Genomic DNA, 13,318 nt, shown 5'->3' with positions numbered 1-13,318 from the left:
TTCTTTACTGAATAATTGTTTTAAAAACTACCATTGAATTTTGTTTGGATAAGAAGAGGATACATGTTAAAATTTTTGTTATGCATGTGGAGTATTGCATGAGAGGGAGGTTAAACGTTTGAATCAGCAAAACCCATTTGCCTATGCAGCTGATAATAAAAGGTATCATACATGGAATTATCATTTGCGCGGCGAGTTCGGACATAAAGTATTTAAAATTGCCTTGGATGGCGGCTTTGATTGCCCTAACAGGGATGGCACAGTGGCACATGGAGGCTGCACCTTCTGCAGTGCTGCAGGCAGCGGTGACTTTGCCGGCAATCGTGTCGATTCATTAGAAAAGCAATTTCATGATATAAAGGACAAAATGCATGAAAAATGGAAAGATGGCAAATATATGGCTTATTTCCAAGCATATACGAATACACATGCACCTGTTGACGTATTAAGAGAAAAATACGAGACTGTTTTGAAGCAGGATAATGTTGTTGGGCTTTCCATCGCGACACGCCCGGATTGTCTTCCTGACGATGTTGTTGAATATTTGGCAGAACTGAATGAGCGCACTTACCTTTGGGTGGAGCTTGGCTTGCAGACGGTGCACGAAAAAACGGCTAATTTAATTAACAGGGCACATGACTACCAGACATATGTAGACGGTGTTAACAAGCTGAGAAAACATAATATTCGCGTTTGCACACATATCATCAATGGGCTTCCCCTTGAAACAAATGAAATGATGATGGAAACGGCAAAAGAAGTGAGCAAATTAGATGTCCAAGGAATTAAAATTCATTTGCTGCATTTACTAAAAGGCACACCAATGGTTAAGCAATATGAAAAAGGACTGCTTCAATTTCTCACTTTTGAAGAATATATTCAACTTGTTTGTGACCAATTAGAAATATTACCGCCTGAAATGATTATCCACCGCATTACTGGCGATGGGCCGATTGATTTGATGGTTGGACCAATGTGGAGTGTTAACAAATGGGAAGTACTAAACAGCATTGATGCAGAATTGAAAAGACGAAACAGCTGGCAAGGAAAGTTTTATCAGCCGTCTGACAAGGTGCTTGTATGAAGCTAGAACGTATATTACCATTCGCAAGGACTTTACTGGACAGGTCTGTTGCAATAGGTGACATTGCCATTGATGCAACAATGGGAAACGGACATGACACTGTCTACCTTGCAAACCTTGTTGGGAATGAAGGAAAGGTATACAGTTTTGACATTCAAGACGAAGCAATGCTTGCTACAAAAAAGCGACTTGCAGAGCAGTCTCTTTCCGACAGAGTTATCCTTACGAAGGAAGGCCATGAGCATGTGGGAAGCATCATCCCTAAAGACCTTCACGGCCACGTTAAGGGAGCAATTTTCAATTTAGGCTATTTACCTGGCGGAGATAAAACAATAGTTACAAACGCAACCACAACGATTTCTGCTGTGGAACAAATCTTTGAAATGCTTGCACCAGAAGGAATAATTATCCTCGTTATTTATCACGGACATGCTGAAGGTGCGGCAGAAAAAGAGGAGCTGCTGCAATTTGTGGAAAATTTCAACCAGGAAAAAGCACATGTGCTTCAATACCAGTTTATTAACCAGAAAAACAATCCACCATTTATTATAGCTTTAGAGAAACGATAAGCGAAAAAAGGCAGGATAATTCAGCAAAAAGCTGACTATCCTGCCTTTTTATTTCTCTTCATTCAAGGATGGATGTAGCAGACAATACATGTAGCAATCATAAACATGCTGATTTTGAACCATATATTTTGCTAATATGCCTTCCTTTTGGAAACCGGACCTTTCCAGCAATTTTTGGGAAGGCTTATTTTCCGGGTAACAAATAGCAGAGATACGGTTTAATTTCAACTCAGAAAAACCAAAGGAAATAACCTCAGAAACTGCTTCTTGCCCATAGCCCTTTTTCCAGAAAGCCGGATGAAGCTCATAACCAATCTCTGCTCGTCTATGTTTTTGGTGCCATGCATGAAACCCGATTGTTCCGACAAATGCACCACTGTTTTTTTCTTCTATTCCCCAACGAATGCCTCTTTGCATGCTGTAATTCATATTAAAAATCGCAAGCAAGGATCGGGCTTCCTCATATGCCTTGAAAGGCTCCTGCCCATAATGCACCGTAACATCCTCACGACTTAAAATCGAATAGATTGCTTTAATATCTTTTTCTTCTATCTCTCTTAATAGCAACCGCTCTGTTTCAAGTACAGGAAACATCTGCCACTCTCCTTGATGATAGTCACTATTTTGACATTGTTCGTGCAATTCCTGCTGGCATCATTTTTTGAAACTTGCGGTAGGCACGTCCATTAATATAGAAGAAATAGCCTACTGGTCCAGAGGTTTTAATGATTTCCCGTGCCAGTTTGCGAATGTTCTGCTGTTTATATACTTTTTCATCTGATAAGTATACGCCTAGCAGTCCTCTGTTTATGAGCTTATGAAATCTTTGGTGAGGCAGATTCTTCGTATGCTTGTCAGCTTCGACTACAAAATGCTTCAAGCGACTGAAAAGCTCTGTTTCGTCCTTGTAATAGAAGCAGAAATTTAAATCGCCACCTTGCCTGTCTTCTTCCTGATCGATAAAATAATCCAACAGGATATGAAGTCCTTGTATATATGGAAAATAACCATCACGGATATTGGAGGAATAAGAAGGCTCGAAATCCTTTCTAAGGGCATATGAAACTAAACAAAAAATACCTAGCGTAGACCCGGAGCAAGCCGAAAATTCATACCACTCCATTTCAGGAATTGCATGCTTGTTATCATTAAACCATGACTGCAGTCTCGGGATGCGTTCCTCCACAGAAACATGCTTATGTATTTGCAAATCGCAATAATAACGGCAAAGCTCTAGCAAATGGTCTTTTATATGCTCATAATTATCTAATTCAGCTAATGTGTCCCGACAGGTTTTCGCTAAATCATATAAATAACCGCCATCATCTTGGTCTTCCCTGTATCGATAATAGTTCGATGCTTCTGCTCCTACTGTCAGTGCATGCTCCATCGACTCATGCAATGCAGAGAAATCCCGCGGATCTAACGAAGTGCTTCGATCACAAAGATTGTCAAGATAATCACTGATTGTTTGGTATGCCACGATAAATTTAATGGCTACCTTGTACTCATGCCTTGAAATTAGGGCCATGATGGAGCCGCCTTCACAGTGGAAAGTTTTGTCTTTTATACTGGCCAACGCTTGTTTACGCAGTTCAGGATTCGGAATTTGTGTTGCTCTGTTTGTCCAATAATTCAGTTCTTTGTGTACAACAGGAAAAACCTTCAAGTACACCTTAGACATTAATGTTAATGGCATATTCGGTACAGACATTATTAAAACCTCACTTATACAATATAGCCTATAGATTTCAGCTGACTACGAATGAAATCCAGCGCATAGTCAAACACTTCATCTCTTTCTGGTTCATTAAAAATTTCATGGTAGCACTGTGGCCATTCTTTATATCTCTTTTCAGATAATGGTACCATATTAAACCAGTTTTTTACCATTTTTTTATCGACGACGGAATCGTCTCCGCCTTGCATAACAAGAAGCGGCAAGTCCTGCATTTTGTTTGCATTTGCAAAGGCTGCAGCCATAGAAATTATGAGTTCTCTATACCATCTTACAGACACTTTTGTGATATACAACGTATCATTACTGTCTATTTCCCTAATTTCTGCATTTCTAGTCGCCATATCAATTGTCAATCCTGTGTTCATGCGCAGCCTAGGCGCAACTTTGTTCAGGAGAATGGAAATAGCACTTAGCAGCTTTGGTGGATATTTCTTTAATCCCAAGCACGGTGATGATAAAATGACCCCGGCAATCTTTAGCTTTTCCTGCTGCAACAAACGAATGGATGCTAAACCTCCTAAGCTGTGTGCAACTAGAAACACCGGTAAATCAAATTGATATGCTGCTTGAATCCAGTCTTTAATTTCTATCGTATATTCGCTGAATGAGTCGATATGTCCCCTGCTTGACCTTGTCGTCATGCCTTGGCCTGGAAGATCTCCCATGACGACATGAAAACCAGATAAGCGAAACATTTCAATAAGCCATCCATACCGGCGATGATGCTCCATGGCACCATGGACAATAACTATGACTGCTTTAGCTTCTCCTTCTGCTTCCCATTTCCACATAAAAAAACTCCCCCATTCGACTTATCACAGTATTGCTTCTTCTATTATGTAACACGTAAATGCACTTTGACAAATTTTTAAATTAAACTTTAGACTTTAGTCCCGATAATTTAAGGAAAATTAAAGGTTGCAGCGGTACTCTATATTTGATAGAAACACTATTTAATACAATAAATTGGTTTTTATATTATGCACTATCGGGAAAAGAAATATTAAAAAATAAACAGGAAGCGCCTCATTGGGCGAAAAAATATTTTCAATTCAAGAAAGTTCATTTCTTACTATTTATTTTCGCAAAAATTAACCGATAAATACTTATATAAGAAATAGGTGATGAAAATGAATACAAACGAAATAATACTCTATTCTGTTCTTGCTCTATTTTTCGTATTATTCCTTGTAGTTCAAAAAAGGCTTACTAAAATCATAAAAGGGCTCCTCTTTTCCTTAATTGCCATATTAGCTGGTATCAGCTTTTATGTATTAAATTTAGACGATTCTAAGAATTTCGCCTTCGCAAAAGAGCGGGTTGAAGAAGTAGCAGTGAAAACAAAAGAAAATATAGAAAAATTGAGTTCAGAAATAACGACTAAAGAATCTGTATTATTGGAGGCAACTGCTATTAATCAGCTGCCAGAGCTTCCTAGAGGCTGTGAAGTAACAGCTCTTGCCATGCTTTTGCAATATGCAGGAGTAGATGTAGATAAAATGACACTTGCAGAAGAGGTTACTAAAAATACTACAGCATATGAAGTCGTTAACGGCACTATTTATTATGGCAATCCTAATGATGGATTTGTCGGAGATATGTACTCACTTGAAGGTCCGGGTCTCGGTGTTTATCACAAGCCAATTGCAGAGCTAGCGGAAAAGTATCTTCCAGGAGCAATCGTTGATTTCTCCGGCTCTGACTTTGATTCTATAAAAGAGCAGCTTTCAGATGGCCGTCCAGTTTGGGTTATTACTACTTCCAAATTCAAGGAGCTGTCTGATGATAACTTCCGTACATGGGTAACTCCAAGCGGCACAATTGATGTCACTTACTCCGAGCATTCTGTCCTGATTACAGGCTATGACAAAGATTATGTTTACTTTAACGATCCATTGACAGGTGAACAAAACAAAAAAGCACCCATCGATGATTTTATCGCATCGTGGGTGCAGATGGGAAGCCAGGCAATTACTTACAGCAACTAACTTCCCTATTCAATTAATTAAACAAGTGTTTTCTCTTTCAAATATTCCTTTTCGAAGGAATATTTTTTTTCGATATAAACACTATGCCAAACCATGAACATTAATACAGTCCAGATTTTACGACTATTGTCCGCTTTGCCTTGGCAATGGTCTTCCAATAGCTGCAAGACAACTGATTTGTTTAGCAAATGGTCTGTATCGCTTTCCTTAATAATTGTTTTTGCCCATTCGTTCATCTCATCCTTCAGCCAGTGACGAATTGGCACAGGGAAGCCTAGTTTTTTGCGTGTTAGTACATGCTCAGGCACAAAGCTTTCCGCTGCTTTTCTCAAAATGTATTTTGTCGTTCCATTCGCAGTTTTCAAGCTTGAAGGTATTTTAGACGCTACATCAAATACAGCCTTATCTAAGAATGGCACGCGCAATTCAAGAGAGTGAGCCATTGTCATTTTATCTGCTTTTAGCAAGATATCCCCTCTCATCCAAGTATGAATGTCAATGAATTGCATGCGGTCAACTGGATCATACCCTTTACTTTCTTCATAAAGAGGTTTTGTAATATCTTTATAGTCGATATTTTTGTTATAGATAGACAGCAATTGTGATTTTTCACTTTCCGTGAACATTTTTGCATTTCCGATATATCTTTGCTCCATCGGTGTCACACCGCGTTCAATAAAGCTTTTCCCTTTAACACCTTCAGGAAGAATAGCTGCAATGGCACGCAACAGAGATTTACCGATTTTAGGGATTTTATTAAACACTTCCAGTGACTGTGGTTCACGGTAAATATTGTATCCACCAAACAGCTCATCTGCTCCTTCTCCAGAAAGAACAACTGTTACATGTTTTCTAGCTTCCTGTGCAACAAAGTATAAAGGCACACAAGCTGGATCTGCAAGCGGATCATCCATATGCCACATAATTTTCGGAATTTCATTCATATATTCCTGTGGCGTAATGATGCGGCTGATGTTTTCTAAGCCAAGCTTATCTGCTGTTTCCTTCGCGACATCAATTTCACTGAAACCATTGTGCTCAAATCCGACAGAGAATGTTTTAATTCCAGGATGGAATTCTTTCGCAATACTTGCAATAATGGATGAATCAATTCCGCCTGAAAGGAAAGAACCAACCGGAACATCACTTCGCATATGCATTTTGACACTGTCAAACATCACATCTTTAATTTCTTTAACGAAATCTGACTCCGATTTATTCACAGGCTTGAAAGATGCTCTCCAATAGCGTTTGATATCCATTGGTTCACCAAGCTTCTTCGTGAAGTAATGACCTGGCTCCAGCTTGTTAATGCCCTCTGACATCGTACTAGTCTCTGGCACGAACTGATAAGTCATATAATGCTGTAGAGACTCATAGTTTAATACATCGCTTTCTAATGCCATAGCAATACTCTTTTTCTCAGATGCAAAATAAGTCTTTTCGCCATTATCATAATAGAAGAAAGGCTTAATTCCAAATGGGTCACGAGCACCATACAATGTTTTTTCCTGCTTGTCCCAAATAACAAATGCAAACATGCCGCGAAGCTTTTCAACAGCCTTTTCTTTTTCATGGCTGTATAGCGCAATGATAACTTCTGTATCTGAGTTAGTTTGGAAAGTTAGACCTGCCTTCACAAGCTCTTCTCTAATTTCAAGGTAGTTATAAACTTCCCCGTTAAAAATAATCCAATAGCGTTCATTTTCATATGTTAACGGCTGATGCCCTGATTCAATATCAATAATACTCAATCTTCTGAAGCCAAATTGAATATGCTCATCATAAAAATATCCTTCATCATCTGGTCCACGATGTGTAATAATTCTATTCATATTCGCAAATTGTTCTTTTTGCGCCTCTTGGAAGTTTTGCTCTTTTTCGTGTATACAACCTACAAAACCACACATACTGCTCACCTACTCCATTCTTCTCCTACATAAAGGAGACCAAAATTACTGTTAGTATAAAGTTTTACTTTTATTCTTTAAATGTAATCCAAGCTATTTTAAAACATCGTTATGTTCTATTAGCAAATATTGACTATCATTTATATTTCACATTAATACATTATAGACGAAACTCCTGATAATTTTAAGAGCTAAAAACAAGTAAAATTTTCTACTGACTAATTAGACGAAAAAAGAAAGAAGGAGTTACACTTTATTTTCGTGCAACTCCTTCTTTTATTTACCAGATACAGCTGTTTTTAATACATCTGATTTATCTGTACGTTCCCAAGGCAAATCAAGATCATTACGGCCGAAATGTCCGTATGCTGCCGTTTGTTTATAAATTGGGCGACGCAAGTCTAGCATCTTAATGATTCCTGCTGGGCGAAGATCAAAGTTTTCTCGAACCGCTTCCACCAGTACATCTTCCGATACAGTACCTGTTTTAAATGTGTCAATAGAAATAGAAACTGGTTGAGCAACACCGATTGCATATGCAAGCTGTACTTCAACCTTGTCAGCTAATCCTGCTGCAACGATGTTTTTCGCTACATAGCGTGCTGCATAAGCTGCCGAACGGTCCACTTTTGTTGGATCCTTACCAGAGAAAGCTCCACCGCCATGTCGCGCATATCCTCCGTATGTATCTACGATGATTTTTCTGCCTGTCAATCCTGCGTCACCTTGTGGTCCGCCAATAACAAAACGGCCTGTCGGATTAATGAAGTATTTCGTGTTTTCATCAATTAATTCTGCTGGAACAACTGGTTTGATAACATATTCTTTTATATTGCGCTGAATTTGCTCCAAAGTTACTTCAGGGTGATGCTGTGTACTGATTACAATTGTATCAATTCTTACAGGCTTGTCATTTTCATCATATTCAACCGTAACTTGTGTTTTACCGTCTGGACGCAAATACGGCAGGATTTCCTCTTTGCGCACTTCTGCCAATCTTCTTGAAAGCTTATGAGCCAAAGAGATTGGAAGAGGCATAAGTTCTTTTGTTTCATTGCAAGCAAAACCGAACATTAGTCCTTGGTCTCCTGCGCCAATCGCTTCAATTTCTTCATCAGACATTGTACCTTCACGTGCTTCTAAAGCTTGATCAACACCTAAAGCAATATCTGCTGACTGCTCATCAATAGAAGTAAGCACGGCGCTCGTTTGTGCATCGAAACCGTATTTGGCACGAGTATAGCCAATTTCCTTAACTGTTTCTCTTACAATTTTCGGTATATCCACATATGTAGATGTAGTTATTTCTCCTGCAACTAAAACTAACCCTGTAGTCACAGATGTTTCTGCTGCAACACGGGCATTTGCATCTTTTGCTAGAATAGCGTCTAAAATCGCATCTGAAATTTGGTCACAGATTTTATCCGGATGACCTTCCGTTACCGATTCAGAAGTAAACAAGCGACGTTTTGATGACATCTGATTTCCTCCTTATTATAAGGCAAGCATAGTAAGAATAGTCTTTTCTATAGCTTGCCCTCTAAATTGATACGGTACTCATTCCCTAGATAGTATGAAGTAAACACGGCGTTTTTATCCGAGAAGGGTAAGCCTTCGGCAAAAAACTTCTTTGTTCAAAAAACACACATGAAAATATACATTTTTTAAAAGATAATGGACCAAATTGCACACAAAAAACCTTTTCAATAGTGAAAAGGCTTCAAGCAAAATTGATTCGCACCTTTCACTCTTATCGCTCAAGGATATTTCCTTGCTTCAGGTTAGCACCTTTCCTAAGAGAACATGTCTGCCCCATCCATTCTTAATGAATGTTTCAGCCTATTTTCTTCACATAGTAGGTTGCTGGGTTTCATAGGGCCAGTCCCTCCACCAGCTCAGGATAAGAGAGTATCCGTTCAAGACTTCATAATATCTCAATCTTTTCATTAATGTCAATATATTTGTCCTTAATTAGTTGAATTTAATGCAATTAACTGGTAGGTAATTTTCGTCTTTCCTTCTGCCCATTCCAGTTTTTCAATGGAAGCAGTTCCAATCAGTTCACCTTCGATTGTTTTTTTCACTTCTAAAGGAATATGCAGAGGATATAATCGGTATGCTTCTTTCTCCAACATAAACCAATTTTCCTCCAAGCGTATCTCTTTCCCTTTCGTAACGATCATTGTGTTTAATTCTAAGGGCATTCCCATATACTTTCCCTCCCTTTTTCTCATCTCTTTTATTTTACCAGTTTTTCAGCCTGTTTTTTCATCCAAGCGCATAAATTTTCTACTACCATTCGATTGACTTTTGGGGGGAAATAGTGAGTAAACTCAGGAAAATACCAAGTCTCAGCAGTTTTCCCTGACTTTTTCAGTCCTTCCTCCAGCTTTATGCTATGTTCAATCGAAACATTCTTATCCTGTATCCCATGAATAATTAAAGTAGGTGCATGAATCTTGTCCAAGTAATGAAGGGGAGTTCGTTCTTGAAAGCGTTCAGGGTATTTTGCTGGTGTACCGCCAATAACTCTTTTCATCATTCTTCGCAGATCCTTGCGCTCTTCATATGTCAGCACCATATCAGAAACACCACCCCATGTAACAATAGAAGCAACAGGACAATATATTCCAACAAATAAAGCCATAACACCGCCTCTAGAAAAGCCGAAGACATGCACTCGCTCAACGCCAGGATAATATTTTAGAAGCTCGAATCCAGCAATAGCATCCTCTCTATCCTCACCCGCAAAATCTTCATTTCCGTCGCCACCTTGATTTCCCCTGTAAAAGGGCGCAAACACAATAAAGCCTTCTGCAGCAAATTGAACGATTCTTCCAGGTCTGACCTTACCGACATTTTTAATTCCACCCCGTAAATATAGAAACCCATCTGTTATGTCCTGCTGTTTTGGGACAGCAAGTAAACCTTTTACTTTTAAGCCATTTACAGCATATGTGACTATATATAAATCGATGGAAGGGTTTGGGGAAGGGAATCTAGTTTGCTCCAAAATTTCTCCATTCAAGATGAATCCCTCCTGCTTCGTTTTTTTATCTAATACCCCAAATTTTCTCCTGATAATTGCTTTTCCATTCTTTTAATACAGTAATCAAGCACCTTATCCTTCATGATAAAGCTATAGGAGTCCTGAAAACGTGCATCTAGTATGTTTCCTTCCAAAAGATAAGGTCCATCTGTTTCCAAATAGTTATCCCTTTCTAGAATGTCACCAATAGTAGCGAAAAAAACCGCTTTGACAAATGTTGATTCTTTTTCACAGACTTCATATTCACCAATCCACTCTATCTGTTCAACAATTCCTCCAGTTTCTTCCATCACTTCACGTCCAGCTGCTTCTCTTAATGTTTCTCCAGCTTCAACCTTGCCGCCTGGAAATTCGATGCCTCTTGTCTTATGCTTTGTCATTAGCCATTTTCCATGCCAAGTACAAATCACAAGCACATGGTTTGCTCGAAGGGAAAATGCTTCTTCCTCAAATGACAAATTCACCATCAATCCATTAATGTCATAAAATGTTTTCATCAATTGCCTCGCATTCACCAGTCTATTTTATTTTTCGTATGGAATATCTTTCAAATGATAGGGTATGTAACCATTATAAAGAAAAGGGATATAATAATGAAACTGAAAGCTGTAATTAAGATGTGGCGAAAATAGACATTCTCCGATATTATAGTAAGTATAATTAGTAAAGCGTTTACATTTTAACAGATAAAGTTATACCATTGGAGGGAATGGAATATGAAATTGGTCGATGAGTTATATAACTTATACAAGAATAAGCTTACAGGCGATGAAGAAGATATTGATATGCTCGCATTTGCCTTTTTGGAGGAGATGTCCAGAGATGATCTTCTTCATATCATTCAGGAATTAAATGAGCAGGAACTATATGATTTAATGGGGTTATACTTAATTGAAAGCCTTAAAGGAAAATTTGCCAGAGATGATTATCGTCAGCAAGGACATACGCTGTTTACACAAAGAAATTTGCATTAACACTTATTGGCGCAAAAAAGACAAGTTCCAGGTAGGAGCTTGTCTTTTTACTTTTATTTATACTTGCGTTTTTGCTTGCTGATGCTTTTGAAAAAATGTGAGAATACGCTTATAAACAGCGATTTCATTTTCCTTTTTCGAGAATCCATGCCCTTCATCTTCCAAAAGCATATACTCTACCTCTCTGCCAAGCTGTCTTAAGGCCTCTACTATCTGGTCTGATTCTTCTTTAACCACTCTTGGGTCGTTAGCTCCTTGTATAACTAGCATCGGTCTTGTCATTCCATCTAAATAGGTGATTGGTGAGTATTCAATAAGCTTTTCTTTATCCTGAACTGGATTTCCGACCCATTTGTCCATAACAGGCTTCCAGTCCTCAGGGACAGATTTAATGAAGGAAAATAAATCGGAAGGTCCAAATATATCAACGACAGCTTTAAAGTAATCAGCATGCCTGCCGTGCAGCAGCAAAGCCATATAACCACCATAACTGCCGCCCATTAGCAGTATCTCGCCTTTTTCTCCATACCCCTTGTTAATTAGCCAGTCTAAGCCTGCTACATTGTCCAGCCTAGGTCCATACCCCCAATCTCCTTCTACCATTTTCATGAAAGAAAGGCCATAACCAAATGACCCTCTGAAGTTAGGTGCAAAAATACTATAGCCATTATTTAAGAAAAACTGGAAGGCTGCACGAAATGATTTCCGTTCAGAAGCTTGCGGCCCTCCATGTGGCCAAAAAATGATTTCACCATTTGCTTGCTCCGCATTTGCTTTAAAAAATAGTGCCTCGATTTCTAATCCATCAAAGGAAGTATAGTTCACCACTTCAGGCTCGATCAATTCAGATTCTGAAACTCCAGGTACTTGATAATTCGTGAGCTGCTCCCAGCCCTCAGCAGTCCGTTTGTATATGTTCTGCGGCTTAGTTGCACTTCTGCCAAGCAAGTATAACGTGCCTGATTTTCCGACAGTTATTTTTTCAATGACACTGCAGGGTGTTTCCTCAACAGTCCATGATTCCTTCAGTAAATCATAGCAATAAAGACCATCTTCAACCCCTTTATTACTAACAGCATAAAGCAGTTTCTGTTCTTTATCATATACAAGTGAGCCAAAGCCTTCCTTGTTTAATTCTTTCACTTTATTAAATTGATTAGTATCAAGATTAAAGGAGGCAAGATAGGTAAAATCAGCTTCGTAATCTGTCAACAAATAAATAAGCCTATCTGTTACAAATACTGCATCACTGACCGTATGCTGCAGTTCTGCAGACGGAGTCAGCAATTTCATTTCCTCCTTGTCCTTTGCATACATCAGAGTATATGTATTAGACAAATGCTTAAAGTATAACTGAACTGTTTCATCAGAACTTATCCCAAAGAAGTATGTAGCTGCCTCTTTCCCCTCTGACACTAAAGAATCCTCGCCAGTTTCAAGGTCGTGGCAATAGATGTTTAAATATGTGGGATTGCCATTAGAGGAGCTATAAAACAATTTTTTCCCATCTTCTGATAAAATAGGGAAGAAGTTACGTGTGCCCTCATTGTAAACAACAGCCTTTAAGCTTCCTCCATGTGGTGGAAGTGCATAAAATTGTGTATTCTCATCACCATCATTATCAAATCCAGCAATGATAAATCGGCCCTTTTTATCGAAGGCAAGTCCTTGGCAGCTTTGATCATTAAATGTTAAAGGAACCGGAAAAGTACTTGGTAATTGCAGCGACCATAAATTATATTTTCCGCTTAAATTAGTGCTGAACACAAGTTGGTTTTCATCAGGACTAACCGCGAAATCATCAATTGCGTACGATCTTAAAAACTGTTCTACATCTGGTTTAGAGAAATCCATTCTTATCTCACTCCGTATCCTAATATATTTGTTCACTACTGATTATTATACAACTATAATTCTGATTATTCGAAAAATAACAGCTAATATTTTTTTAAAAAAAACGGGGCAACCATTTTGAAAATTTTTATGGCTGTATTATTACTGCT

The 13,318-nt window shown here is 38.5% G+C and carries 13 protein-coding genes and 1 riboswitch; of the genes, 4 read left to right on the top strand and 9 right to left on the bottom strand.

Features of this window, described 5'->3' with window-relative positions:
• The first annotated feature begins 118 nt into the window (after nt 1–118).
• A complete protein-coding gene (locus NQZ71_RS06585; RefSeq protein ID WP_317011539.1) occupies nt 119–1,084 on the top strand; it encodes a tRNA modification radical SAM protein MnmL/YtqA in 966 nt (321 codons plus the stop codon).
• Nucleotides 1,081–1,653 (top strand): tRNA 5-(aminomethyl)-2-thiouridylate-methyltransferase MnmM, encoded by a 573-nt coding sequence (locus NQZ71_RS06580; RefSeq protein WP_260055581.1) that lies wholly within the window; start codon nt 1,081–1,083, stop codon nt 1,651–1,653. Before NQZ71_RS06585 ends, NQZ71_RS06580 begins: the two co-directional genes overlap by 4 nt.
• A 48-nt stretch (nt 1,654–1,701) precedes the next feature.
• Here the strand turns inward: NQZ71_RS06580 and NQZ71_RS06575 are convergent, their stop codons facing one another.
• From NQZ71_RS06575 to NQZ71_RS06565, 3 genes are read right to left on the bottom strand one after another with little or no spacing between them, the layout of a single operon-like run.
• The gene (locus NQZ71_RS06575; RefSeq protein WP_144458275.1) at nt 1,702–2,247 is read right to left on the bottom strand and encodes a GNAT family N-acetyltransferase; all 546 of its coding nucleotides are present in this window, start codon (nt 2,245–2,247) and stop codon (nt 1,702–1,704) included.
• Between the two features lie 25 nt (nt 2,248–2,272).
• Nucleotides 2,273–3,367: a tetraprenyl-beta-curcumene synthase family protein gene (locus NQZ71_RS06570; protein ID WP_260055582.1), complete on the bottom strand. Its 1,095-nt coding sequence runs from the start codon at nt 3,365–3,367 to the stop codon at nt 2,273–2,275.
• Nucleotides 3,368–3,381: 14 nt separating this feature from the next.
• On the bottom strand, nt 3,382–4,185 hold the full coding sequence (locus NQZ71_RS06565; RefSeq protein WP_144458277.1) for an alpha/beta hydrolase: 804 nt from the start codon (nt 4,183–4,185) through the stop codon (nt 3,382–3,384).
• A 339-nt stretch (nt 4,186–4,524) separates the two neighbouring features.
• Between NQZ71_RS06565 and NQZ71_RS06560 the strand changes: the two genes are divergently transcribed.
• Complete coding sequence (locus NQZ71_RS06560) at nt 4,525–5,382, top strand: C39 family peptidase (protein ID WP_144458279.1); 858 nt, start codon at nt 4,525–4,527, stop codon at nt 5,380–5,382.
• A 17-nt stretch (nt 5,383–5,399) separates the two neighbouring features.
• Here the strand turns inward: NQZ71_RS06560 and asnB are convergent, their stop codons facing one another.
• From asnB to ytkD, 5 genes are all read right to left on the bottom strand, one after another.
• Nucleotides 5,400–7,292, bottom strand: a complete 1,893-nt coding sequence (gene asnB / locus NQZ71_RS06555) for an asparagine synthase (glutamine-hydrolyzing) (RefSeq protein WP_144458281.1) — start codon at nt 7,290–7,292, stop codon at nt 5,400–5,402.
• Nucleotides 7,293–7,568: 276 nt separating this feature from the next.
• Entirely contained in the window at nt 7,569–8,771 is a 1,203-nt protein-coding gene (metK, locus tag NQZ71_RS06550) for a methionine adenosyltransferase (protein WP_317011538.1), read from the bottom strand.
• Between the two features lie 268 nt (nt 8,772–9,039).
• A riboswitch (SAM riboswitch) is annotated at nt 9,040–9,199 on the bottom strand.
• A gap of 60 nt (nt 9,200–9,259) precedes the next feature.
• Nucleotides 9,260–9,502, bottom strand: coding sequence for a DUF2584 domain-containing protein (locus NQZ71_RS06545; protein ID WP_144458283.1), 243 nt, complete (start codon nt 9,500–9,502; stop codon nt 9,260–9,262).
• Nucleotides 9,503–9,531: 29 nt separating this feature from the next.
• Complete coding sequence (locus tag NQZ71_RS06540; RefSeq protein ID WP_260055587.1) at nt 9,532–10,323, bottom strand: alpha/beta hydrolase family protein; 792 nt, start codon at nt 10,321–10,323, stop codon at nt 9,532–9,534.
• Between the two features lie 26 nt (nt 10,324–10,349).
• Entirely contained in the window at nt 10,350–10,838 is a 489-nt protein-coding gene (gene ytkD, locus NQZ71_RS06535; protein ID WP_317011537.1) for an RNA deprotection pyrophosphohydrolase, read from the bottom strand.
• A 219-nt stretch (nt 10,839–11,057) separates the two neighbouring features.
• Here ytkD and NQZ71_RS06530 point away from each other — a divergent pair, with 219 nt between their 5' ends.
• Nucleotides 11,058–11,315, top strand: a complete 258-nt coding sequence (locus tag NQZ71_RS06530) for a DUF6154 family protein (RefSeq protein ID WP_144458289.1) — start codon at nt 11,058–11,060, stop codon at nt 11,313–11,315.
• 57 nt (nt 11,316–11,372) lie between these two features.
• Here NQZ71_RS06530 and NQZ71_RS06525 read toward each other — a convergent pair whose 3' ends face one another.
• The gene (locus NQZ71_RS06525; protein WP_317011536.1) at nt 11,373–13,169 is read right to left on the bottom strand and encodes a S9 family peptidase; all 1,797 of its coding nucleotides are present in this window, start codon (nt 13,167–13,169) and stop codon (nt 11,373–11,375) included.
• Between the last annotated feature and the right edge of the window lie 149 nt (nt 13,170–13,318).

It is taken from the genome of Niallia taxi, from assembly GCF_032818155.1.
Classification (GTDB): Bacteria; Bacillota; Bacilli; order Bacillales; family Cytobacillaceae; genus Niallia; species Niallia taxi_A.
The sequence above is the reverse complement of the archived record's forward strand: the minus strand, read 5'-3'. Positions and strand labels throughout refer to the sequence as shown.